Consider the following 25,367-nt stretch of genomic DNA (forward strand, 5'->3'; position numbering starts at 1 on the left):
GAATTGCTAACATCTTCATATTTTCTCCCAAATAAAAGTAATCTTGAAAGTAAACACTAAAACTGCTTGACAATATCCCGGATAGAGGGTAAATTTTTAATGAAGTTAGGCTTATCTAATAAAGAGAGGCGATGCAAACTATGAGTCGTTTTGTATATCTAGATCACTCAGCAACGACGCCTGTGGACCAAAGAGTCGTGGAGGCGATGCTGCCCTTCTTCTCCATAGACTTCGGAAATCCAAACAGCCTTCATGCCTGGGGAAGAAAGGCAAGGCAGGCGGTCGACCAAGCAAGAGACGAAGTTTCCCGGCTGATCAATGCCGAACCCTCTGAGATCATATTTACAGGCGGAGGCAGCGAAGCCGATAATATAGCCATAAAGGGCGTTGCCTTCGCGAAAAAGGACAAGGGGCGCCACATAATAACCTCGGCGATAGAACATCACGCCGTATTGGACACTTGCAAATGGCTCGAAAAAGAAGGCTTCGACATAACCATCCTTCCCGTAGACGAATACGGCACAATAAGGCCCGAGGAATTGAGAAAAGCTATTCGGCCCGACACTATACTGGTTACTATTCACTTTGCAAACAACGAGATAGGAACGGTCCAACCAATCGAACAGTTGGGGAGCATATGCCGCGAGCAGGGCGTGCTGTTTCATACAGACGCAGTTCAAGCAGCGGGACACATCCCCGTAGATGTCAAAAAACTTCCAATAGATTTGATGACCATGGCGGCACATAAGATGTACGGTCCGAAAGGAGTCGGGGCCTTATATATCAAAAAGGGAGTTAAAATCGTTCCTCTGATTCACGGAGGAGGCCAAGAGAGGGGATGGCGCTCGGGCACTGAAAATACGGCCGGAATAGTCGGTTTCGGCAAGGCTGCTGCTTTAGCCTCTGACAGGCTTGCCAAGGACGAGCCGGAAAAAGAAAGAAATTTGCGCGATCGGCTGATAGACGGAATCTTGGAGAAAATTGAAGATGCAATGCTCACAGGCCACAGAAAGGAACGCTTGCCCTTCCACGCGAGCTTCTGTTTCCGTTACATTGAGGGAGAATCCTTGCTTTTGCGTCTGGATGCCCTGGGGATCGGAGCAAGCAGCGGTTCGGCCTGCACATCGGGCAGTCTTGAGCCAAGCCATGTCTTGCTAGCCATAGGGTTGCCTCACGAGATAGCCCACGGTTCTTTGAGGCTTACCCTTGGGAAGGATACAAGCGAGGAAGACATAGATTACGTATTGGAAAATTTGCCAAAAGTAGTAGAGTCGTTAAGGGCCATGTCCCCTTACGGCAAAAGGGGGTAATATGTAATGTATACGGAAAAGTTAATGCAACTTTTCATGGATCCTAAAAACGTCGGAAGAATTGAAGACGCCGACGGCATAGGAGAGGTGGGAAATCCCATCTGCGGAGACGTTATGAAGATCTATCTGAAGATTGAAGACGACCGCATAGTAGACGTGAAATTTGAGACCTTCGGATGCGCGGCGGCCATTGCAACGAGCTCCATGGTTACTGAGCTTGTTAAGGGCAAAACGATAGAGGAAGCTTTGAAGGTATCTAACAAAGATGTTGCCGAAGCGCTTGGCGGACTTCCGCCACAAAAAGTCCACTGTTCATTGCTTGCCGAAGAAGGCATTAAAGCAGCTGTAGACGACTATCTGGCGAAAAAGGACAAAACTAAAAGGGAAGCGAGCGAAACAAGGCAATGTGCGAAGGCATAGTGTGGGCGGTCTGCCTTTCAAAGAAAAAGGGCACCGTCAAGGAAGATGTAGGCGAAGCCACTCTCGTCGAAGGAATGGGCCTTGAAGGCGATGCTCATGCCGGTTTCATGCACAGACAGGTGAGCTTACTTGCCCTTGAAGATATAGAGAAAATGCGGGAAAAGATGCCAAATTTGGGTCCGGGCAGTTTTGCGGAAAATATAACGGTGAAAGGCCTCGATATGGACAGCCTGTCAATCGGAGACAGGGTAAGCGTCGGCGATACTCTGCTCGAGGTCACGCAGATAGGAAAGGAATGCCATAGCAAATGCGAAATTTTCAAAATAACCGGAGACTGCATAATGCCCAAAAAGGGAATCTTCTGTGCCGTCATTAAGGGCGGCCGTGTCAAGAAAGGCGATGTCGTAAAAAAGGTCAAGAAATAACTTTAGAAATAGCGTTATAAAACAAATAGCAGGCTTAGAGCGAGGCCTGCTATTTGTTTTTTTTATTTTCCCTTGAAGGACTAAAATCATATCGACATTCAAGCCAGCCTATAAATTTATATTTACTTTAAGTGTTTGTAGGAAAGGGCACATATAAATCCACCGTCTTCCCTTCCTTGTCTTTGCGCTTCCCTTTCGAGCTCCAATGCTTTTTCCCTATCCTCAAAATTAAAATCAGGCGGAATGAACAAAACCGCCTTGCCCTGAACGTTTTTCCCAGGCATGGCAGCAATAAGCTCATCCAGCGTTCGAAAGTGGGCATGTCTAAAGACGCTTTCAGGATCTTTCTTGGCCTTTTTCTCGTAATACCTGCTCCAGGCGCTTCCTCCTCCAATGAGGCCGATTACCATGCGGCCGCCCGGTTTCAGCACACGATAAATGTCTAACAGGGTTTTCTTTAAATCAGAGGAGAATTCTAAAGCCGAAAGAGAAACAGCTGCATCGAAAGTTTCATCCTCGAAAGGCAGCTCGTTAGCGTCGGCACAGCAAAAGTTTATGCAGAGATTTTCCCTCGCTGCCTTCTCTCGCGCCTTAACAAGCATCGCCTCAGAGATATCTATGCCGGTGACCATTTAAGAACGATAGATAGGTGTAGTTTTCGCCTTGTGCCCTCTCCAAGAAGGCGTCAAGGTATTTGGCAGCGGCAGTCAGTTCTAGGCTTTCCAAGTTAGCTTTTGTCATTACAAGCTCTATCATTTTGTATTCACCTCAAGATAGGACGTCGTAAACTACAAGCGATCGCCTTTGGACTTCCAAAGACGCAAGCTTCGTCGCCCTAGGTTTGGGATAGAGGCGTCCTTCTGCTTCTTTTTTTCACGCGCATCCGATACCTTAAAAGCTTTTAAGGCCGAGCGTATTGGTAATATTATTTTTTATGGCCATTGGCCATAGTGGTAAGAGCCTCCTTTTTCATGGGTTTGGTTGGTTCTTACCACAATTGTATTTTCAAATCCAAATTCCATATTAAAGAGTATAGAGCCTTGATTCGAGGGCTCTATACTCTGAAGTAAGGGCACAAAAATACTTCAGCGCATTAATGAATTTTAATAACAAATAACTTAAGCGCATCAACAATATCTAGTATTCCATATTAACGCGATAATATATCTCGTATTATCAATTTATTTCGACGGTTCTTCTGCTATAAAGCTTTTAGTCTTTCTGTAGTTCCCTTATATACGCTTCCTTGGACCTTTCAATATGTTTCCTGGCCCAGTCTTGTGCCTTTTTGGAATTACGAGATATTAAGGCCTCTAAGATCTCAGCATGTTCTTTTGCGGCCTCCAATTTTCTGCCCGGAAAAGAGTAACCCACGTGAGTGTAGGCCTTTATGCATTCCCTGAGGTCCATCAATATCTGATAAAGCTTTTTGTTTCCCGATAAACTGAACAAACGTTCGTGAAAGAGCATGTGGATTTTTTCAAGCTCTTCGTCGTCGTTTATTTCGATACATCTATGCATATCGTCCATCAATTTCTTGAGGTAAGAGATATCCTCGGCAGTAACGTTATCAACTGCTTTACTAGCGGCAAGCCCTTCCAGGACCTCTCTGACGTCATAGGTATCTATCACTTCCTTCGGCGTGGGCCTTGCCACGATTACGGCCTTCTTTGAAATCTGAACAGCCAGCCCCATTGACTTTAAGCGCTGTATCGCCTCTCGAACAGGCGTGCGCGAAACTCCTAGCTTTTCTGCAAGATCACGCTCTATTAGGACATCACCCGGCTTTAGCTCTCCACACAGTATTGCTTTTTTAAGTACATCAAATACCTTATCGCTGATGTTTACATCAATCAGTGGTCTGATAACACTTGAATTCTCCATTCTTCATCCCCGCTTAAAATAATATGTCGATCTGGATTATTGTTTTTAAGTATACCAAATATCAAAGTCCAATTCCAACTAAACCCTTGACTAATAGCACGAGTTTAACTCGTGGTAAATCCTAAATGTGTCTACTGAAATACTAACTTGACAGCTGTTAACTTTTTGAATATTATGATATCATAGAGCAAGGGAAGATGGGGTTTTTCAGCAAACTAAGAATATAAAGGAAACAGGCCCTCATGCAAGAGAGGGCCTGTTTTTGTTAATCCAACTTAACTATACCTTACGACAGAGCCGCTATTTCTATCTCTATTGCCTTGACCTTCTGATCGACGAAGTTTTGAATCTTTTCGATGTGCTCAGGTTTCAGATGTTTAAACCTTCCCTGCAACTTGAGATACTCATCCACCGGTTTGCGCTGTTTAGGCATGTAGGATATTTTATACTTGCCGTTTTCAAGTTCATACAGCTGAAACATGCCCGTATCTAGGGCAAGTTTTGCCATCTCTATCGTCTTGCTTGAAGGGAACTGCCATCCCTTTGGACAAGGAGCTTGAATATGGAGATATGCCGGTCCCTCTGCGTTTAGGCCCTTTCTTACCTTGTTGAAAAGATCTACGGGAAACGCCGGAGACGCCGTAGCCAAATATTTCAGTTCAGGATGTCCGTGAGCTATCATCTGGGCGTTATCCTTCGGCCACAACCTTTTACCTTCAGGAACAGCAGGGCCCGAAGGAGTAAAGGTGGTAACCGCTCCCCAAGGAGTGGACGGCGAAGTCTGAATGCCCGTGTTGGCGTAAGATTCATTATCGTAGCATATGAAAAGCACGTCGTGTCCGCGATAGATCATCCCTGACAAAGCCTGTAGCCCAATATCCGTAGAACCACCGTCGCCGGCCATCACTATGACATGGGGGCGCTCACCTGTATATTTGCCCTTTCTCATCATTGCCTTGTAAGCAGCCTCTATGCCGGAGGCCACGCCGCCGCCGTTTGTGATCTGAGCATGGATCCAAGGCACAGCCCACGGACCACAGCCGTAGCTCGTGTTAGCGACGTACATGCAACCTGTGGGACCAACGAAAATGGTGTTCGGGCCAGCAGCCTTTGCCACCAATCTATACACCAAAGCAGGGCCACATCCAGCACATGTCCTGTGACCAGGAACATAGTATTCTTTTTGAGGCATATCGCGAAGGGTCTTTATGGTCTCTAACATCATCTTCACCTCCTTTAAAGCTCGTACGGCAGCCAGTAAGAGTTCTTCTCAACCTTACCGGTCTTGGCGATCTCTTTTAGCTTGGCATACATCTTGTAGAACTCTTCCATAGTTATAACTTCTCCACCGAGCCCGCCAACGAAGCCGACGGTCTTGGTCTTGTCGCCCAAGCCGTACAGGGCTGTCCTTGCTTCACTGAGCAATACCCCACCGTCGCCGGCTATTCCGAAATTAACGGAGTTGTCTACGACTCCGACCACCTTAAACTTAGACAGTACATCTCTGACTACCTCAGTGTTGAAGGGCCTGAAGGTACGAAGCTGTACTACTCCGACCTTTTCGCCGTGATTCCTAAGTTTCTGGGCCACGTTCTTAGCAGTAATGGTATGTGCACCCTGTATGAATATGACGACTTCGGCGTCATCGGTCATGTATTCTTCCACGAAGGGGCTGTATTTGCGCCCAAAGATCTCGCCAAATTCCTTGTAGGCTTCGGCAATGACCTTTTTAGCTTCCTGGACGGCCAGATATCTTTGGTACTGAAGAGGTGGCCCCATCTCAGGTTCTATCTGAGCACCTATTATCATTGGATCGTAGATGTTAAGGGAATGTTTGTTTTTGTATGGCGGTAGAAATTCCTTGACTTGACCTTCGTCGGGAATCTCAACTTCGCCAGCTATATGGGAGACAAAGTAGCCGTCTTGACAGGCATATTGGGGAAGCAACACGCGAGGATCCTCTCCTATTCTGTAGTAAAGAAGCGTAAGGTCAAGAGCTTCCTGTGGCGTTGCTGCCCATCCTTGGATCCAGCACTGATCGCGGCACGACTCGGCCTCAGTATGCTCAGAACCAAAGTCCCCGGGAGGATCAAGTGTCCTGTCGGCAATTGCCATCTGGACCGGTAACCTCTCTCCTGATATCGGGGAGTAAACCTCCATAGCGAAAGTAACACCCACGCCCGAACTTCCGGTAAATGTCCTTGCGCCGGCTGCAGAGGCACCGTAGACAACACTGAGCTGGGCGTGTTCGCCTTCGGCATGGACGAACTCGGCATCAAGCTCACCATCTGCAATCATCCTTGCAAGCTCGGACATTATGCCCGTGTAAGGCCTGATAGGATAGGATGAAATCACATCTACGTCAGCAAGCCTGACAGCTTCGGCGGTGGCCACCACTCCGGTTATAAGTCTCTTCTTTCCCATGGATCTCACCTCCTAATCCTCAAAATCCAACTCTGGTACCATGGTTATAGCCTTCGTCGGACACACCGCCGCGCAAAGGCCGCAACCCTTACAGTATTTCAGGTTATTGAACTCCATGGCCTCGGGAGTCTTATAGGTTATGACAGCATCGGGACAGCTGACCCAACACAGCAAACAGCTGGTGCAACGTTCCTTTGACCAAACGGGCCTTTCGGATCTCCAGTTGCCTGTCATTCTCTTCTCGTTTTCCTCATCCACGGAGGGCACTGTACCGGCAAAAGGAAGATCATCCACCCCTAGCTGCTTTTTAGGTGCAGGGACAAAGGCAGGAAAAGTAGTATTTACTGTCATCAGGTGAACCTCGTTGTAGCCATACCTGCAGGCTTGCTCGTTCTTCACCGAGGAAAATACGCTTTCGGGTTTAACGAATGGTTTAGCCTTTGCGACAGCTCCGGCCAAAACCGCACCTGCGCCTACGCCTATACCCGATGCGTCCGTAGCTCCTTCTGCTCCCGAAAGCGTCTGGACATAACCGGCAACTCCCGTAGCATCGACGCATCCTATTGTTCCAAGATTGGTCGTGTCCTTCAAGAACTTCAGTATATACTGCGGATCCCTCTTGGTGTTTACTATCAAGACACCACCCGGCTTCATCCCTGCCAATACGTCATTTCCCTTTACCAACGCCTCTTCCGTAAGGACTACCACATCCGGATTTTCGTTCTCATATATGTACTTACTTAAAATGGGCTCTTCGCTTACTCGAGCATAAGCACGCACAGGAACGCCTACCCTGTCCGGAAGATCGACGTAATTTTCCCATGCCTGAACATACTTGCCCTCTTTGGATCCGGCGTTAGCTAACGCAAAGACAACATCCCTGGCATCCTTGTTTTGCAGGACACCGCGGGCCCAAGTCGTGATCTGAATCAGACTAGGCTCTTCAAACAACTTCTTTGCATCAAGACTCATTAAAAAACACCTCCTGTCCTTTATTAATTTCCTGCAACGCCTCCATCATCTCTTCGTTGGTCAGGACACCACCTCCCCTTTTGAATATCATCTTATAAATCACCTTGCGGCAGGCTCTTTCCACAGAAGCTTTTAGGTCCGCTCCGGAAAGACCTTCGGTGATCTCTGCCAGATAATCCAAGGACACATTGCAGCTAGGTATCTTCTTGAAAATTATTTGAAGTATTTCCTTTCTCTCCTCCAAGGTTGGCATGTTAAAGGCAAGCATCGCCGTTAACCTGTCGGCGGATATCAAAGAGGGATCTATGTTTTCAAGGGAGTTGGCGATGGCTATTATGATGTTATTGACTTCTTTATTAGCATCGAGTTCCGCTATTAACTGATTTGTAAACCTCTTTCCCAAAGCTGCGACCATTCCGTCTATTCTGTCGAAAAGCAGTATACAGGGAGATACCCTTTTTGCCAGCTTGAACAGATCGCTTACAGCTTGCTCTATTCCCCGCTTGTTGGATAAAAGCATTGGAGGTGTGACGTGAATTAGGTTTAAGCCGGCTTCCTTTGCAATAGCATTTGCCATCAAGGATTTGCCCGTGCCGGAAGGGCCCAAAAACATGATGAAGCTGGATTTCTTTAAGCCGAATTCGTCGTAGACTTCCGAATGTTGAAGGGGTATTTTGACCAGTTCCAATAAGCTCTTTTTTATATCAGCAAGCCCGCCTACGCTTTCAAATCCCACAGAAGGGATCTCAACGATCATCTCTCTCAATGCCGAAGGCTCTATCGCTTTAAGCGCCCTCTCGAAGTCTTCCTTTGTTACGGTTACGTCGCCCGTCTCTCGGCAATCCATGTATCGCTCCAGGGCGCGAATTCCGGCTTCCTTACAAAGCTGGGCCAAGTCAGCTCCTGTGTAACCGTGCGTGACTTCCGCTATCTTTCTAAGGTTGACGTCAGGTGTCAGGTTCATCCCCCTGGTATGAATCTTGAGTATCTCTTCCCTTCCCTGAGTTCCTGGAACACCTATGAAAATTTCTCTGTCAAACCTCCCGGGCCTCCTTAAAGCTGGATCGAGCAATTCCGGCATGTTCGATGCCCCGATCACGATGACGTCGCCGCGAGATTTAAGTCCGTCCATGAGCGAAAGAAGCTGCGCTACAACCCTCTTTTCGACGTCGCCAACGACTTCAGATCTCTTGGGAGCTACGGCATCAAGTTCATCTATGAATATGATGGCAGGGGAGTTTTTCTTTGCTTCCTCGAAGATCTCTCTTAACCTTGCCTCACTTTCCCCATAGTATTTGTTCATGATCTCTGGGCCGTTAATGGCGATGAAGTAAGCCCTTGAATCGGAGGCAACTGCACGCGCTATAAGGGTCTTACCAGTTCCTGGAGGACCGTAAAGCAGTATTCCTTTCGGCGGTTCGATGCCCAATTTTCTAAAAAGATCTGGACGGGTCAAGGGAAGTTCGACAAGCTCTCTTACTTTTTTTACCTCTTCCTTGAGGCCACCTATGTCCTCATAACTTACTCTATCCTTTTTGGAATCGAGGGTTTGATCCACCAGTATTATGCTCGTATCCTTCGTGACAAGCCCTATTTCAACGGAAGGCGCCATTCCCTGGATCCTCAGGGCAATGACGCCTCCGCTATAAAGTAGGACTGACACTTTATTGGAGATGACTACAGCTCTACCCAGTAAGTGTTTTTTAAGCTCCTCGCTGGGAGGGACTTCGTCGGGGGCAAGACCACCCTTATCCAACATTACGGTCTTTAACTGAATTGGATTGACTTTCGATACCTCAACAGCATCTCCTATATGAACGCCGAGGTTATCGCGGGCAATGCTATCTATCTGGATCAACTTTGAACCGCGAAAGGCAGTGGGGTTGGGAAAGACCTTTAAAGCCACCTGCGATTTTCCTTTGACCAGAATAAATTCGCCGCTTTGCACCCCAAGGGACTTGATGTCCTCGGGATCCATTCTGGCTATGTCCTTCCCCTTATCCTCTGGCAAACCTTCCTCGACATAAAAATACTGTCTATCCACATTTATCCCTCTTATATTATTTGGTATATGGTATGCCAATCTTTTGTTTAAAAATAACCTTACCTTTGGTTAACGTCAAGTCAACAAATAAGCTTGTCGAAATCAACCTTTAATAATGGGAATCAACATTGAAATGATAAGCACTAAATACCCAACTGCCTCCAAGGCAACATTTTGATGTGTAGTCCCAGGGTATAACAAAAGAGGTGGCGCTATTAACATCCCGAGGAGCGATAAACCCAAAAAGGTTTGATTATTTCCCTTCTTTGCCACTTTGAACGCCCCCTTCTTCTTAATAAATGTGCTTATACAGTATGAAAAGCATGCACCATGCTATGACGCCCAAAATGAGCGCCAAGGTGACGCAATATTTCAATGTCTTACCTATGACCTCTCCCTCACGTCCGGTTAGGCCAACGGTCGAAGTGCCAACTATTACCTTTGACGGCGCCAGCATGCTTCCTATGGAGCCACCTGCAGTTTGAGCGGCAGCGCTTATCAATGTGCTTATGCCGAGTATCTTGGCTATTTGAACCTGGAAAGCCCCAAACATGACGTTAGAGTTGGTGTTGCTGCCGGTCATAAAGGCCCCAAGCACTCCTACGAGGGGGATAAAAATTGGATATATCGATCCGAAGGCATTGGCCACACCCTTTGCCAGGGTATAGGTCATGCCGGATTCGACCATCATGAAAGCCATCAAAACCATGGATGTGGTGGCGATGCTGGAGCTAACTCCTCCTTTTACTACCTTAGACAAAACCGTCTTAAACATTCCGGGCTTCCATACTCCCTTTGCGCGATAGATCAACATACCCACAATTGAAGCATACACGAGGAATGCACCGGCATGAGAAAAGATGCCCACGCTGGTAGATGACCCAGCAGGAGTGACCCATCCCAGGCCCGTTGAGTATTCGCCAAACTTGAGCTTAAGCACAAGTAACCCCTTTAACCAATCCTCAACGCCTGGTATGAACTTTACCAACAAAACTATGACTATCAAAGAGTAATAGGGAGCGAAGGCCAAATTAAAGGGTAGTTTTTTAGTAACGACCTTACCCTTTGTTTCAGGGTTTGAGCTTGGAGAGTTAGATGAAACAGTAGACGAGAATGACGCACTTATAGCCTCATCAGTATTGAAGACCTTTGCCCTAGCCAAAAGAGCTGTTACAAGCATTCCAACGATTCCCGACAAGAACGTGGCTAAAGTCGGTTCCCATTGGGCAATAAAGAGCAGAGCAATCGACATGCTAAAAGAAACTACAAGGGTCGGCACAAGCCCTTGGCGTAAGGCCTTCATGCCTCCGTAAGCATGTACCGCAAACATTCCGCAAAAGATGCCAGCAAGGGCTATAAAAAATCCACACCAAGGCGCAAGATCAGCTGCCAGCAACCCTGTAGCTTGCTGTAGGCTTGCAAAGGATGCTGCCATATCGCCGAAAGTAACCGCCCAGGCATGCCCGATGAGAGCAATTGCCACAGCGCTTACGGGGTCAAACCCCATACCTATGAGTAGTGGTGCCCCAACAGCTACCGGGACGCCAAAGCCGGCTACGCCCTGCAGAAAAGTGACGAAGGCAAAACCTATCATGAGAAGCTGCAGAATTTTGTTTTGCGTCATCTCTATGAAGGTGGCGCCTATGCTTTCGATCCCACCAGTCGCATCGACGACGTTATATAGCAACAAAGCACCCCATACGATATAAAGCACGTAAAAAGCCATGACAAAACCTTTGGCATTCGAATTGGCCAACAAATGGAAGTCGGCCTTAAACACCACCAAAGCACCAATCAGGGCCACGAAAAAACCAATAGGCCCCGCCTTTGAGGCGCTCCACCTAAACCCTATCATCAAGACGAGAATGGCTAGAATCGGAAGAGAAGCACAAATCCACCTAAAAACGTTAACTTCCATACGATACCCCTCCCATCTTATGCTAAAGGCTTTAATAGGGTATCATCGTGAAGTCAAATGAAGGGGCAATCAATCGAACTTTCCCAAATATGGACCATAAAAGTTGAGGAATAAAGTCATTTTTAAATGCGATCTTTGGCATACCGAATACTGCGTTCCACTTGTGTATAACAGTATCATCATCATTTTCTTGTGTCAAGAGGATGATTGGACTTTTTATTATAAGAATATTCCACAATCTATACAAAATAATCCAAAATAAAAAGGGCACACCGAACTTTAACTAGTCTTTCGGCATGCCCTTGAAATGGCCAAAGAACTACAAATTACTTTTTTCTTCTCCTGATTTCTTCTACTTTTATTTCTTCTCCTCCAAATATTTCCTGATCCTTTCCATAAATCCGTCTTTCGGCGGATTGGGCAGGCTTTTAACAAATTCATCCACGGTCATCAACTTAACGCCGATGTTTTTCATATCGGTTAAGTTAGCTTCGTGGACTTCTGTTGTATTGGCCCCCGTTCCGTCAACGAGCACGATTACCTCATAGTCAAGCGAGTTGGCATCCCAAACCGTACCTCTTATGCAGTTGGGCGTTTGAACGCCCGTTACCACCACCTGATCCACGCCAAGCCGCTTAAGCAAGTTGTCCAGTTCTGTCTGAAAGAAAGCGCTCCACCGCCTCTTGCAAACTAAATATTCGCCTGCCAAGGGCTTGAGTTCTTCGACGATCTCTCCCCCCTTTGTACCTTCAATTAAAGCGCCGCCTACCTGCATAAATTTATCGTATCTCGTAATCTCAACATCGCTTCCGTCCGGCCTGTAGTAACGAAACACGTGCACTACAGGCAGTTTGTGCTGACGACAGGCCTCCAAAGCCCTTCGTATGTTACTTGCCACCCCCATGGCTCCTTTCACCTCGAAGGGCGCCCCGGGCAGACAAAAATCGTTTTGCATGTCGACGATCAAAAAGGCCGTTTTACTCATTTTCACTCAACTCCTTTTTAGGCTTAAAAGATACGGCACATATAAATCCACCGTCCTTCCTTCCTTGTCTTTGAGCTTCCCTTTCGAGCTCCAATGCTTTTTCTCTATCCTCAAAATTAAAATCAGGCGGAATGAACAAAACCGCCTTGCCCTGAACGTTTTTCCCAGGCATGGCAGCAATAAGCTCATCCAGCGTTCGAAAGTGGGCATGTCTAAAGACGCTTTCAGGATCTTTTTTGGCCTTTTTCTCGTAATACCTGCTCCAGGCGCTTCCTCCTCCAATGAGGCCGATTACCATGCGGCCGCCCGGTTTCAGTACGCGATAAGCTTCTTTAAGGGCTTCGCTTAAATCGGACACAAACTCCAAGGCAGACAAAGATACAACCGCATCAAAGGTCTCGTCATCGAAGGGCAAATTATGGACGTCAGCCTTATAAAATTTAACATCGAGCTTTTCTCGCAATGCCTTTTGGCGCGCTTCGGCAAGCATGGGCTCGGATATATCTACACCTGTAACCATTGCCCCAAGCCTTGCAAGCTCGAGCGAAAGGTTCCCGGTCCCGCATCCTATATCCAGTATTTCCATATCAGGCTGTGGCTTTAAAAACTTGTACATCACCTCTTTTTCGATCTTGTCTACCAGTCTACCCTTTGGCGTTTTATACCAAAAGTCGTACTCATTTGCTATTTGATCGTCGAAGATATCGGGCAATTCGCGTCTCCTCCTTAGATTAGCTGATGAATGTGATTAATTTGCGTTGAATGTTTGCTTTATTATACAATACTTGGTAATATACGCAGCATGATATACCATATGTAACACACCATTATTTTTTTACCTAAAGGAGGTATTGGGTTTTGGTCCAATCTATGTTTTTCCTGTTTATTTGCTTAATCATTTTCACCATAGGCGATGTCTTGGGAGTTGCAACAAAGGCTAAGCTGTCATCGGTTTTTGTGGCTCTGATGATCTTTTTGGTGGGTTTTTTGACGGGCGTGCTCCCCAAGGACATCATCAATCAGGCCATGTTGTCCGATATAGCCCGTTGGAGTTCTGGTTTTATCGTGTTTCATATGGGCACAATGATTAACATGCGCGAATTGGCCCGCGAATGGAGGACGGTTGTGATGTCCTTAACTGCAATGGCCATTGCAAGTTTATCTATCGTTGTCATAATCCCGTTCATAGGAAAACAGGCAGCTATCGTCAGCATACCCATAATCAACGGCGGAATAGTGGCAACACAAATAATGACCACTACTGCACTGGATAAGGGGTTGGGCTTGGCAGCAGCTTTAGGGGCCATTATCTACGCTGTCCAAAAATTCGTCGGGACGCCCCCGGCTTCGCTCTTTGGCCTAAGAGAGGCCAAATTGATATTGAAGGAGTATCGCGAAAAAGGAATGTCCGAATCGAGCAAAGTGTCAAAGGACGATCCTGAAGAAGCCCAAAAACCATTGTTATATGAGAGATTGGGTTTGGGCAAATACTTCACTCCATTCACATGTCTCGGAGTGACGGCCTTTTTCGCTTGGCTTTCTTACTACCTCCAGTGGGCATCAAAGACAATGGGTGTCGAGATAAATTACTCCATATGGGCTCTAATCTTGGGCGCCGTCATAGGGCAAATCGGGATAGTTCCGCCAAAGATACTTGAAAAGGGCAATTCAGCCGGATTGCTCAATATGGCAATCTTTGCTGGGATCATACCTTCACTTGCCATGATAGAGGTAGGCGATCTGATGACATTGCTTTTTCAGACGGTCGCCATCTTTGCAGCTGTTCTAATCGGGACCTTCTTATTGGTATATTTTCTTCCTCTTTGGAAGATTGTCGGCTCAAGGAACCTGGCCGTTGGAATATCAATGGCACAACTTTTGGGATTTCCCGCCACATATCTGATTTCAAATGAAATTGCCACGGCTGTTGCAGAAAATGAGGAAGAAAGAGAGATAATTTTAAAGAGAATAATGCCTGCATATGTAATAGCGGGTTTTGCATCGGTCACAACGCTATCTATCGTAATAGCAGGTATATGTACCAACTTTTTGAACTAACTGTATGTTTGAGCTACTACAAAAATTCTAAAGAGGTGAATATTAATGACTTTTAACACCTACTCCCATCGCTACCCCTCGAGGAGAAATTTGGTCTTCGCCAAAAAAGGAGTTGTAGCAACAGGACAACCTTTAGCTGCAGAGGCAGGACTTGAAATTTTAAAGAAAGGCGGCAACGCCATTGATGCGGCTGTGGCCACTGCTGCATGTTTGACCGTCGTTGAGCCTGCCTCTAACGGCATAGGAGGAGATGCTTTCTGCATCGCCTACGTTAAGGGAAAATTATACGGCCTAAATTCCAGCGGGCCTGCACCTCAAAACATCTCTATCGAGGCGCTGAAAGACAAAGGATATAAAGAGATTCCTCCTGTTGGTTGGCCGCCCGTGACTGTACCCGGCATTCCAGCGGCATGGGCATCCCTGATAAGGCGTTTCGGCAAATTGCCTTTGAGTGAAGTGTTAAAGCCTGCCATTCAATATGCCTCCGAAGGTTACCCCATATCTCCTGAGCTTGCGGAAAACTGGGGAAGGCGTTTTGAGTGGTACAAGAGGGTCGCCAAAGACGAAATATTCAAGTATTGGTTCGATACGTTTGCTCCAAAGGGACGCGCCCCAATCCCTGGAGAGCTTTGGAAGTGCGAGGCGATGGCCGACACCTTACGGGAAATTGGACAGACTCAGGCAGAATCGTTCTATAGGGGTAAGCTTGCTGAAAAAATTCTGGAATTTTCGAAATCTACAGGCGGATATTTCGAAGCGGAAGACTTCGAGTCCTTCGAACCGGAATGGGTAGATCCGCTGAACATCAATTACAAAGGTTTCGACGTCTGGGAACTGCCTCCTAACGGACAGGGACTGGTCGCACTAGTGGCGCTTAACATCCTCAAAGGCTTCGATCTAACAGATAAAGAGGACCCGAGGTCATATCACCTTCAGATTGAGGCCACGAAACAAGCTTTCGCCGATGGTCTGTCCCTGCTTGGAGATCCAAGGCACATCGAAATTCCCCTATTAAAGCTACTTTCCGAAGACTATGCCCGTCAGAGAAGGAGCGAAATAGGAGAGACCGCAAAGATCTACACATCAGGTATCGCCCCTCACAGCAACACGGTTTACCTGGCTACGGCAGATGAAGAGGGCAACATGGTATCCTATATCCAGAGCAACTACATGGGCTTCGGATCGGGGCTGGTAGTACCGGGAACGGGAATCGCTTTGCATAACAGGGGCCATTGTTTCGTGCTCGATCCAAAACACCCCAATTGCATAGCCCCGGGGAAACGCCCCTATCACACGATAATTCCCGGATTTTTGACAAAGGACGGCTCGCCCGTGGGGCCTTTCGGAATTATGGGGGGCTACATGCAACCCCAGGCTCACGTACAAGTATTAGCGAACTTGCTTGACTTTCATTTAAATCCCCAGGAGGCGCTGGACGCACCGCGCTGGCAGTGGATCAAGGATAACATGGTATCTATAGAATACGGGATGCCGGAAAACGTCGCAGCAGCCTTATCCCGAATGGGACACGACGTGAAAATAGAGTTGGAACATCACCCCTTCGGAAGAGGGCAAATCATTTGGAAGACGGAACATGGCACCTACTGCTGTGCCACAGAACCTCGAACTGACGGACATATTGCTGTCTGGTAAAAAGGAGAACCGCCATGAGGAGAAAGGACCGCGAAATAACGGACCAAAAATGGATAGGGTAAGTTTTAGAAGAAGGGAAAGTTTGTTTTTTGTCGCTTTGTAGGAATAATGAACCGTACGTCGTGCCGATGCATTATGCATGGAAAGACGGTTTTCTTTACCTTCACTCAGCCTTAGAAGGCAAAAAGGTAGATATTGCCAGAGAAAACCCTAGAGTTTCATTTTGCGTAGTTCCTGAATGGAAAATTATCGAGGGATCAAGGCCATGTGATTGGACAACACATTATCGCAGCGTGATAGGCTCAGGGATCGTTTCATTCGTCGAAGACGAAACCGAAAAAAGAAAGGCGCTGACTATCTTCGTTGAACACTTCACCCACGGGGCCTTCGAGCTTCCAAGGCCCATGTTAGACCGTGTGGTAGTATGGAAAATCAAGGTAGATAACATTACCGGAAAGCAAAATCCCAGCCCTCGGTAAAACATCAAAAAAGTTGCAAGGCTAAAAGCAATTGCTTTTGGCCTTGCAACTTAGCTTACCCCTTGATGACGGCCAGCGGACGCAAACGTGCGACTTTTCTGCTAATTCCTGCTTTCTCTACGACATCGACTACGCGAGAAACGTCCTTGTAGGCTTCGGGTATTTCTTCCCTTACAGTTCCTATCGTCTCGGCCATGACTTTTATGCCTCTGTCTTCCAACCGTTTCAAAATAGTGTCCGCCTTCTCGGACTTCATGGCAGCCTTTCTGCTCAAAACCCTTCCGGCGCCATGGCACGTCGAGGCAAAACACTCTTCCATCCCCCGTTTGGTCCCGACAAGGATGTAGCTTTCCGTGCCCATACTGCCGGGAATTATCACTGGCTGACCGACCTGTATATATCTTTCGGGCAATGAAGGATGACCGGGAGGAAATGCCCTTGTTGCTCCCTTCCTGTGGACACACACATCGACCTGCTTTCCCTCCACACCGTGTTTTTCGATATGGGCCATGTTATGGCTTACGTCGTACAGAAGTTTCAAATCGGACTTAGGGAAAAAGTCGCCAAATACTTCCCTTACCAGTTGCCCTATTATCTCCCTGTTGGCCAAAGCGTAGTTTGCGGCAGCCTGCATCGCTCCCAGGTATTGTTTCGCTTCCTCCGATTTCAAGGGGGCACAACACAGCTGTCTGTCTGGAACGCTTATGCCGTATTTATTCATGGCTCTAAGCATCACTTTTATGTAGTCATCGCAAACTTGGTGCCCCAATCCGCGGCTTCCGCAATGGATCATCACGGTTACTTGTCCCGGGTTTAAGCCAAATTGCCTGGCTACGTTTTCATCGTAAATTTCATCTATAACCTGTATTTCCAGAAAGTGGTTCCCGCTTCCCAAAGTGCCAAGCTGAGGCTTGCCCCTTTCAATGGCCTTTTTGGAGACTGCATCTGGGTTTGCATGGGGCAAGGTGCCTCTTTCTTCAATGCATTCGAGGTCTTCGCTCCTTCCGTAGCCCTTCTTAACTGCCCAAAGTGCGCCTTTGGCAAGCACCGAAAGAAGCTCTGTTTCGCTGATCTTCAAAGCCCCTTTTGATCCCACTCCGCTGGGTACCCTGGAAAACAGTGCAGCCGTTAACTCATCTATGCAGGATGCCACTTCTTTCTCCTCGATAAATGTCAACATAACCCTCACGCCGCAGGATATGTCGTAGCCAACTCCCCCGGGAGATATGATTCCTTCATTCAATGAAAAGGCAGCAACTCCACCGATGGGAAAGCCATATCCCCAGTGAACGTCGGGCATAGCGAAGCTGTGCTTTAAAATGCCGGGTAGACATGCGACATTGGCTATTTGAGTCAGAGCGCCCTCCTTTTCAAGGTTTTGAATTATGTAGGAATCTCCATATATCAAACCGGTTACCTTCATTCCGATCTTGAAGTCCCTTTCCAACACCCACCTGACAGGATCTATTTGCTTTAACGCCACGGGAATTCACCTCCTTTACAGGTCAATATATACCCTTAACCTCCATGGCGGGCCTTCCGAAATTTCCGCACCGCCGTAAGTCACAGCCTTGACAGCTCTTGCGGGGCTTGGCGCGATATGCAGGTTACCTTTTGCGAGCAGGCGGGCTCTTTTTGGGTCAACTTCGATTGTTTCGGGAGAAAACACCTTCTCCTTTGTATCATAAATATACAAAAGCTCGTTTAACCAGGAAACGAAAAGCTCCAGCAAATCCATACATTCCAATTCAACGGTGTGTTCTTCAACAGACCTCACTAAAGAAACCTCGCCAAACATGAATGCATAAAACGCCCGTGCCGCTTCTGTGACCAGGTCTTCAACGGAAGAGGCGGTTATTTCCAGACCGGCGTCTGCCGTATGAGGCAGCTCCACCCAAGGCACTTTATAATGAAACCTCCTCGAGTCCGTCGCTTTTCAATTTCATGAGGGAAGGATAGTGCGTCATATCCAAATGAACGGGCGTTACGGAGACGTAGCCGTTGGCTACGGCCCAAACGTCAGTTCCTTCTATCAGCTGATCCGTTGGTTTGCCCGCTATCCAATAGTATATCCTGCCGTGGGGATCTCGCAGTTTACTTACCTTTCCTTCGTATATCCTCAAACCCTTTTTTGTGACTTTTATGCCGGAGATATGATTTATTTCCACGTCCGGTATGTTTACGTTTAAAAGCAACCCTTTATCAAGGGGATGATTCTTAAGCCATCCCATTATCTTAGCTGCGATGATGCCCGCAGTGTTAAAATGAGCACCCGCTTCATCATCGCAATCCAGCGAAAAAGCGACCGAAGGACGCCCCAGCACAACACCCTCCATTGCCGCCGATACTGTTCCGGAATAGGTCAGGTCATCGCCGAGGTTGGGGCCAATATTTATCCCTGAACACACAATCTCAACCGAAGGGTCGAGCTCTTCAAGCCCCAATACTACGCTGTCCGATGGAGTCCCGTTGCAGGCGTAAACCGCGACTCCCTCTGGATAGGGACCGTTGCCTATCTGCCATAGCCTTAAAGGACGATGCAAAGTTATAGCGTGACCTACACTGCTGTGTTGTCTTTCAGGGGCGACCACGATGACTTCATGACCCGCACCTTTTAAATGTGTTGCCAGGGCAATTATCCCGGGCGACAGAACTCCGTCATCGTTTGTGACTAATATTCTCATATTTGACCTCTCTGCAGATTATTTTTTGCCTTCATCACAGCATTATTCTAAATATCGCCATGGTCACAGGCGCCATTACTGCCTGGACAACTCCAAGCATCACAAGAATCAGAATCAAAAAAATACCATATCGCTCAAGGTAGAAATATACGTTCATAGCCTTTGGAGGCAAAAGGACATAAAGTATCCTCGAGCCATCGAGAGGGGGAATTGGAAGCAAATTGAACACCGCCAAACCCACATTTATCATAATCATAAGCAGTATGAACCTCGAAAGGGCGATATTTGATAAAAATATAGCGGGAAATATCCTTACCAAAAGCGCACAAACCACAGCCGTGATCAAATTGCCGACAGCACCCGCAAGCGATACTAGAACCAAATCCCTCCTGGGATTACTGAAGTTTCTCGTGCTTATAGGTACAGGCTTCGCCCATCCGAAACGAAATATGAGCAGCATCAAAGCCCCTATGGGGTCCAGATGCGCCATGGGGTTTAACGTAAGACGCCCCGATCGCAAGGCAGTGTCATCCCCCAATCTATAGGCCACATAACCATGACAATATTCATGAAAAGTAATAGCCCACAAAACTGCAGGCAAACTCAAAATAAGATCTACCCAATTTGGAAAACCCATCACATCCCTATCCTTTCTTTAAAACGTACAAAGGGTAATGCTTTTTAATCCATCTTATTTCATCTTCTCTGGTTTCTACCTCGCCACGAAGACGGGCCCTCAAAAGTTCGTCTAAAATCTTTCCAATTAAGGCCCCTTTCGGGTAACCTAACTCTATCAAATCTCTTCCCATAAGTATAGGGTGTATCCGATGAAGTCTAGTCAAAAAGAGCAATATCCTTCTCCTGACTCGCCACCGCTCCGTCGCGGCAGCCCAAAACAACGCCGTAACGTATGGAACGTCCTCCAGGAAAAAGTAAATTTCCTCATGGCTTCTTATACCCCGCCCTCCCACAGCATTTTCGGCAGTTCCTAGATCGTTTAAAGCCCTTTCGACGGCCTCTCTGTCTGGTTTGGACAGGTGCAGTTTATCGAGCGTAGCTTCCTGTACCCATTCCGCAGAGGAAAAAAGCACCGCCGCCAAAAATGCCAACCACACCTTATCGCCCATGTCGGGCAAATCGTAGTGGATTCGCCTCAAAAAGAAGGATAACCTTCGAATAACCCGCAGACAATTGCGATCGATCTTAATTCCAGGAAATAATGCTTCAAAGATCCCAAGATGGACCATCTCAAGGACGATGGGATATGCTCTTTCTTCCAGAAAAATCAACTTTAGCTCGTTTTTAACCCTTGTTCCGGAAAGGAGAGCCAATAAACCTCCTTTAATGGCGCTTCTGATCAGCCTGACGGTGTTGTCTTCAAATTCGAAACCCAGCCTGTGCTTCAATCTCAAACCCCTTAAAACACGCGTTGGGTCTTCCACAAAACTTAAATTATGCAATACGCGCAACTGTCTTTTTTGAAGATCGCGTCTTCCTCCGAAATAGTCTATAAGAGTCCCCCATGATGTTCCGTTGATGGATATTGCCATTGAATTGACAGTAAAATCCCTCCTGTACAGGTCGTGTTTCAAGCTATCGCCGACGACCTTGGGCAAAGCAACGGGATATTCGTAAAACTCCCTGCGAGCAGTGGCTACATCTATCTTTCTGCCTCCGGGAAACACTATTGTGCCTGTTCTGTATCGCTCATGCACCGCCACTCTGCATCCGTCTGCTTCCCATGACTTGATAAAAGAAAGGGCGTCCCCTTCTATAACTATGTCCAAATCTTGGTTTTCCTTGCCAAGCAGCAAATCCCTCACGAAGCCACCTACGATATATGCTTTGAGCGACATTTCCTCGGCTCGCCGACCCAACCTTCGCAAAGTCTGAGTGATCCATGGCGAAAGCCTCTGAGCCATCAACTCCGAAACGTCCTCTGTCCAGGGCAATGCCGACCCTAAAGACTTTTCTTCGGCGGGAACGGAAACGGGATAAAGTGCTCGGAGCATATCCGTCCTCGTTACGATACCAACGAGCGATCCGTTTTCTTTTACGGGCAAACGTCCTATATTATGAAAGACCATCAATCTGTGGGCTTCAGAAATGGATGCTCCCGGATGAACGGTAATGACACCTTCGGTCATGAATTCTCTCACTTCGACGGTCCCAAATCCGTGAAGGTGAGCTTTGTCCAGGTCTTTTCGCGTTATTATTCCAACAAGATTTCCATCTCGAACGATGGGCATTCCCGAATGACCATAACGAATCATGAGCTTATAGGCTTCGTCAACTTGAAGGTCTGGGTTGATAGCCATTACCGGACTGGTCATCACCTTAGCCACAGTTAACAGGGGCCTTATCTCGTCGGCCAACCGCCTTTCGATTTCCTCGACGAGGACAAAGGGATCTCTGCACGTGAGCGTCACCGACGCAGCTTGAGGATGTCCTCCTCCTCCCCATCTCACCAAAAAGTCGGCCACGTTTAATACTTCTTCTCTGCTTCGTGCTACTATATATGTTCTTTGACCCATTGAAACTACAGCTATGGCCACATCGGCATCGAAATAGTCGCGCAGTCGATGAACGAACAAAGAAAGCCCTTCAACATATTGAGATGAATTTAAAGCAGATAAGACCACTTTTGCCCCGTTTATATATCTTTCCCAAGAATTGTCTATGAGTTCGCTCAATAAATGTTTTTCTGCAGAGTTTAAGGACTGCTCCACGAATATGGGAATTTGCGTCATGTCGGCTCCCAGTTCGCGAAGGGTGGCGATGATCTCGAAATCCTTTCTGCATGTACCTCCGAAGGTAAGCGCCCCTGAATCTTCATATATCCCCATAGCATAAAGTGTAGCCTCTTGAGGAAGTATGGTAATGCCGCGCTCTAAAAGGATCTCCACGAGCAAAGTTGTACAGGCGCCAAGAGTTTCCGTCCTGGCAAAGGAAGCTGGAAGCTCATCCAACACATCACCAGGGTGATGATCGTAGACGTGAATGATAACATCCTTTTTTCCTACGAGAGAGGCAAAGGGTCCTATGCGGGACACCGAGCGTGTGTCTACGACGATCAACGTCGTTACTTCGTCCATATTGACCTTTCTGGGAGTTAAGACTTTGTATCTGCTTTGATAGCGTTTCAAAAAATCTCTTACGTTCCTCGACGCAGAACCTGAAAAGCAGGGAACCGCACCGGGATACAGCTTCGTAGCAGCTATCATGCTGGCTAGAGAATCGAAGTCCGCTCCGATGTGAGTGGTGATTACCTTCAAATATCCAAAACCTCCCTAAGCCATAGTAAAGCCGTGCCGTTCATCCACTTCAAAGGATGAACTAATATTACGGGAGTCTCGTAGCTATGTTTTTCGAGGATAGTATTTTTCAGGGCATGTAATTTGCATTGTAGGGATTTAAACTTCAACTCCCATTCGCCCTCCTGCTCCAACTTTCCCTGCCACACATAGATGCTCTTTACGGGGCAGATGTTGACGCAAGCAGCAAGCTTCCTGTCGATACACGCCCTTGCGATCTCTTCGGCCTCGCTTTCGCTTCCGCACGTAAGGGAAACCAGAATGGGATAAGCGAGGTTCAAAAGAAGCTCTCCCAAGTCTTCGACCTTTGCCCTCAATGTTTTGAGATCTCCTTCGTTTTCTATTACCCAATCTGATCTCTTCTTCTTTTCATCGGCGGGCAAAAGCCACCTCTCCCTCAGGGCTAGGGTCTCTTCGTCCAAACCTCTCGCGGCGTTTCTTCTAGCGCGCAACTCCTTGGGCGCCGTAACGTATATGACGAAATCGATCCAGTCGGGCCTACCGACTTCAAATAACAGAGGTATCTCAAAAACCTTGAGTCCCTCGCCACCTACGAGCTCCCTTTCCATTTCAGCCATGACCAGAGGATGAATGAGGTCGCAAAGCCACTTGTACTCACTGTCGTTCAAGAAGGCCTTGGATGCAATGACATTGGGTAAAACGCGACCCTCCTCATCCAATATTTCCTTTCCCCAGCGATTGCATGCTTGCTCTATAATTTCTGGCTTTGTCCATATCTGTCTTACAATTCGATCAGCCTCCACTATCTCAGCTCCCATTCTCTGAAGGAGGCTGCAAACTGTGCTTTTACCAGCCCCAATGTCTCCTGTTAGACCTACGACCAACATTTATCGGCACCTCTTCTTCTTCTAAAGTCAAATCGTAAACCACCTTGTTTCTATCCGGTATTTCCTCCAAGAACCTCGAGAAGGCATTGTACTGCAAGTTTCCGAACAACATCCTCCTTTGCGCACCAGTCAGATAAAGTTTTTCCATGGCGCGAGTCATTCCAACGTAACACAATCTCCTCTCCTCTTCGAGCTCAGAATCGCTCATCTTCGCCCTGGAGTGGGGGAAAATATTTTCTTCCATTCCGACAAGAAAGACGACGGGAAACTCCAAGCCCTTTGCAGCATGTAGAGTGAGGAGATTGACCCTGCTTCCGGAAGTCTCGTCGACGTCTGCATCGGAATAAAGGGCGATAATTGAAAGAAATTTGGCCAGATCGCCTCCTTCGACGTTTACCGATAGCAACTCGTAAATATTTTCTGACCTGGACTCCCAATCTTCAGGATATTGCTCTCTCAAAAAGAGCCCGTACCCCATTTCCTCCATGATATAGCTGATAACGTCTGCTACGTCACCCGAACGGGACAAAATTTGGATCATGTGTCCGGCCAGCTCTCTGGCGCCGGCTTTTGCCTTGCCCTTTAGGGGCAAAACATCGGAACTGTGAACTTCCTCCCACAAAGGGAGGGGATCCTCATGGCCTGAAGAGATGCTTGCTATCGATTTCTCGAAAGCCTCTAAACTCTTTGCTCCAAGCCCTCTGGAGGGGACGTTTCCGATCCTGTGCAGCGCTGCCGCGTCCCAGGGATTAACCGCAAGCCTCATGAAAGACAATACATCCTTTACTTCTTTTCTTTCATAGAAAGATACTCCCTTAACTATTTTATAGGGAATTCCTCTATTCATAAGATCCTGCTCGTAGCTTCTGCTCATTGCATTGATTCTATAAAGAACGGCGATGTCGTCAAAAGAATAGCCGGAACGACATAGCTTTCTTATTTCGTCGGCAATGAATTGAGCCTCCATGCGATCGGTATTTGCCAGGTATACTGTTATGGGTGTTCCCTGTTGATTGGCCGTCCAAAGGTCCTTCGGCCTTCTTTCGATATTGTTTTTTATTACGGCGTTTGCGGCGTCCAAAATCATGCCCGTCGAGCGGTAGTTCTGATCGAGGGTGATGACTTTGGCCCCTGGGAAATCACGTTCAAAATTCATTATTATGGACATATCGGCTCCTCGCCATCCGTAAATGGACTGGTCCGGATCCCCTACGACCATGATGTTGCCCGATTTGGCCAGTAGTTCGATAAGTTTATACTGTGGCGTATTTACGTCTTGATATTCATCGACCAGCACCCATTTAAATCTGGCACGTTCTTTTAGTAGAACGTTTTTGTTAGTAGTAAGCAAGTGAAGAGGAAGAAGAAGTAAGTCATCGAAATCGAGCGCTCCCTGCCTTTTGAGCTCTTTGTTATAGGCATCGTAAAATTCACGCCATCTTGCCTCCAGTGTCGCATTGGGCGAAAGAGTCTTGGGATCGGCGCTTGCCTTCGCTTTGGAGATCATGTTCATCAAAAAAGATGCGTCAAAGCGTTTTTTATCGATGTTAAAATCCTTCATAAGCCTTTCCACGAGCTTTTGCGAGTCTCCTCTGTCGAATACGCTAAAGGGAACCCTTATACCCGCTTCCCCGACTTCTTTTGTATATCTGTAGAGGAACTCAACACCATAGGAATGAAAAGTCGAAATGTGCAAATTATTAATATCCGACCCCAACAGAGCCCATACCCTTTCTTTCATTTCCCTTGCCGCCTTGTTGGTAAAGGTAACGGCAAGGATCTGCCAAGGTTGAGCCAGGCCGCTGGCGACCAGATAGGCGAATTTATAGGTCAACACTCTGGTCTTTCCACTTCCGGCGCCAGCTAAAACCAAAAGAGGGCCTTTCGTATATAAAACAGCCTCCCTCTGTCTTGGGTTCAATTGGGAAAGAAGTTGTTCAGTCTGCAAC

22 protein-coding genes and 1 pseudogene are annotated in these 25,367 nt (G+C 47.2%); 6 read left to right on the forward strand and 17 right to left on the reverse strand.

The features are described 5' to 3' along the window. Positions 1 to 140 precede the first annotated feature (140 nt). The 3 genes from nifS to BLU12_RS01925 are packed head-to-tail and all read left to right on the forward strand — an operon-like array spanning position 141 to position 2,155. Positions 141 to 1,310, forward strand: a complete 1,170-nt coding sequence (nifS, locus tag BLU12_RS01915; protein WP_091460176.1) for a cysteine desulfurase NifS — start codon at positions 141 to 143, stop codon at positions 1,308 to 1,310. A gap of 6 nt (positions 1,311 to 1,316) precedes the next feature. Then, positions 1,317 to 1,730, forward strand: a complete 414-nt coding sequence (nifU, locus tag BLU12_RS01920) for a Fe-S cluster assembly scaffold protein NifU (protein ID WP_091460177.1) — start codon at positions 1,317 to 1,319, stop codon at positions 1,728 to 1,730. Beyond that, entirely contained in the window at positions 1,715 to 2,155 is a 441-nt protein-coding gene (locus BLU12_RS01925; RefSeq protein ID WP_091460179.1) for an MOSC domain-containing protein, read from the forward strand. Before nifU ends, BLU12_RS01925 begins: the two co-directional genes overlap by 16 nt. Positions 2,156 to 2,277: 122 nt before the next feature. Here the strand turns inward: BLU12_RS01925 and BLU12_RS01930 are convergent, their stop codons facing one another. From BLU12_RS01930 to BLU12_RS01970, 10 genes are all read right to left on the reverse strand, one after another. Then, positions 2,278 to 2,757, reverse strand: coding sequence for a class I SAM-dependent methyltransferase (locus tag BLU12_RS01930; protein ID WP_234945375.1), 480 nt, complete (start codon positions 2,755 to 2,757; stop codon positions 2,278 to 2,280). Positions 2,758 to 2,761: 4 nt separating this feature from the next. Then, the gene (locus BLU12_RS09995; protein WP_200778696.1) at positions 2,762 to 2,911 is read right to left on the reverse strand and encodes a hypothetical protein; all 150 of its coding nucleotides are present in this window, start codon (positions 2,909 to 2,911) and stop codon (positions 2,762 to 2,764) included. Between the two features lie 456 nt (positions 2,912 to 3,367). Then, positions 3,368 to 4,039, reverse strand: coding sequence for a GntR family transcriptional regulator (locus tag BLU12_RS01935; RefSeq protein WP_091460181.1), 672 nt, complete (start codon positions 4,037 to 4,039; stop codon positions 3,368 to 3,370). Between the two features lie 286 nt (positions 4,040 to 4,325). After that, positions 4,326 to 5,261 (reverse strand): oxalate oxidoreductase subunit beta, encoded by a 936-nt coding sequence (locus tag BLU12_RS01940; RefSeq protein ID WP_091460183.1) that lies wholly within the window; start codon positions 5,259 to 5,261, stop codon positions 4,326 to 4,328. Positions 5,262 to 5,275: 14 nt separating this feature from the next. Next, on the reverse strand, positions 5,276 to 6,463 hold the full coding sequence (locus BLU12_RS01945; RefSeq protein ID WP_091460185.1) for an oxalate oxidoreductase subunit alpha: 1,188 nt from the start codon (positions 6,461 to 6,463) through the stop codon (positions 5,276 to 5,278). 12 nt (positions 6,464 to 6,475) lie between these two features. Continuing rightward, a complete protein-coding gene (locus tag BLU12_RS01950) occupies positions 6,476 to 7,435 on the reverse strand; it encodes an oxalate oxidoreductase subunit delta (RefSeq protein WP_091460186.1) in 960 nt (319 codons plus the stop codon). Beyond that, positions 7,425 to 9,479, reverse strand: coding sequence for an AAA family ATPase (locus tag BLU12_RS01955; protein ID WP_091460188.1), 2,055 nt, complete (start codon positions 9,477 to 9,479; stop codon positions 7,425 to 7,427). Before BLU12_RS01955 ends, BLU12_RS01950 begins: the two co-directional genes overlap by 11 nt. 292 nt (positions 9,480 to 9,771) lie before the next feature. After that, complete coding sequence (locus tag BLU12_RS01960; protein ID WP_091460189.1) at positions 9,772 to 11,397, reverse strand: L-lactate permease; 1,626 nt, start codon at positions 11,395 to 11,397, stop codon at positions 9,772 to 9,774. A gap of 358 nt (positions 11,398 to 11,755) precedes the next feature. Continuing rightward, on the reverse strand, positions 11,756 to 12,382 hold the full coding sequence (locus tag BLU12_RS01965; protein ID WP_091460191.1) for a cysteine hydrolase family protein: 627 nt from the start codon (positions 12,380 to 12,382) through the stop codon (positions 11,756 to 11,758). Beyond that, entirely contained in the window at positions 12,375 to 13,094 is a 720-nt protein-coding gene (locus BLU12_RS01970) for a class I SAM-dependent methyltransferase (RefSeq protein ID WP_091460193.1), read from the reverse strand. The genes BLU12_RS01965 and BLU12_RS01970 overlap by 8 nt, the downstream gene beginning before the upstream one ends. A gap of 146 nt (positions 13,095 to 13,240) precedes the next feature. Here BLU12_RS01970 and BLU12_RS01975 point away from each other — a divergent pair, with 146 nt between their 5' ends. From BLU12_RS01975 to BLU12_RS01985, 3 genes and pseudogenes are all read left to right on the forward strand, one after another. Continuing rightward, entirely contained in the window at positions 13,241 to 14,440 is a 1,200-nt protein-coding gene (locus BLU12_RS01975) for a hypothetical protein (protein ID WP_200778691.1), read from the forward strand. 45 nt (positions 14,441 to 14,485) lie between these two features. Next, positions 14,486 to 16,093: a gamma-glutamyltransferase family protein gene (locus BLU12_RS01980; RefSeq protein ID WP_091460195.1), complete on the forward strand. Its 1,608-nt coding sequence runs from the start codon at positions 14,486 to 14,488 to the stop codon at positions 16,091 to 16,093. Positions 16,094 to 16,167: 74 nt separating this feature from the next. Next, positions 16,168 to 16,572 (forward strand): annotated as a pseudogene (locus BLU12_RS01985) (pyridoxamine 5'-phosphate oxidase family protein); the annotation flags it as partial. 55 nt (positions 16,573 to 16,627) lie between these two features. Here the strand turns inward: BLU12_RS01985 and BLU12_RS01990 are convergent. From BLU12_RS01990 to BLU12_RS02020, 7 genes are read right to left on the reverse strand one after another with little or no spacing between them, the layout of a single operon-like run. Continuing rightward, entirely contained in the window at positions 16,628 to 18,055 is a 1,428-nt protein-coding gene (locus BLU12_RS01990) for an RtcB family protein (protein WP_091460196.1), read from the reverse strand. Positions 18,056 to 18,070: 15 nt separating this feature from the next. After that, complete coding sequence (locus BLU12_RS01995; protein WP_091460198.1) at positions 18,071 to 18,475, reverse strand: archease; 405 nt, start codon at positions 18,473 to 18,475, stop codon at positions 18,071 to 18,073. A 1-nt stretch (position 18,476) separates the two neighbouring features. After that, positions 18,477 to 19,256, reverse strand: coding sequence for a 5'/3'-nucleotidase SurE (gene surE / locus BLU12_RS02000; RefSeq protein WP_009200566.1), 780 nt, complete (start codon positions 19,254 to 19,256; stop codon positions 18,477 to 18,479). Between the two features lie 34 nt (positions 19,257 to 19,290). Further along, complete coding sequence (locus BLU12_RS02005; protein WP_091460200.1) at positions 19,291 to 19,893, reverse strand: site-2 protease family protein; 603 nt, start codon at positions 19,891 to 19,893, stop codon at positions 19,291 to 19,293. Between the two features lie 7 nt (positions 19,894 to 19,900). Continuing rightward, positions 19,901 to 22,531, reverse strand: a complete 2,631-nt coding sequence (locus BLU12_RS02010) for a CBS domain-containing protein (protein WP_091460201.1) — start codon at positions 22,529 to 22,531, stop codon at positions 19,901 to 19,903. Beyond that, entirely contained in the window at positions 22,528 to 23,418 is an 891-nt protein-coding gene (gene coaE / locus BLU12_RS02015; protein ID WP_091460203.1) for a dephospho-CoA kinase, read from the reverse strand. The genes BLU12_RS02010 and coaE overlap by 4 nt, the downstream gene beginning before the upstream one ends. Further along, positions 23,378 to 25,366 (reverse strand): ATP-dependent helicase, encoded by a 1,989-nt coding sequence (locus tag BLU12_RS02020; protein ID WP_091460205.1) that lies wholly within the window; start codon positions 25,364 to 25,366, stop codon positions 23,378 to 23,380. Before BLU12_RS02020 ends, coaE begins: the two co-directional genes overlap by 41 nt. Position 25,367: the final 1 nt, after the last annotated feature.

Source organism: Acetomicrobium thermoterrenum DSM 13490 (assembly GCF_900107215.1).
In the GTDB taxonomy this organism is placed as follows: domain Bacteria; phylum Synergistota; class Synergistia; order Synergistales; family Acetomicrobiaceae; genus Acetomicrobium; species Acetomicrobium thermoterrenum.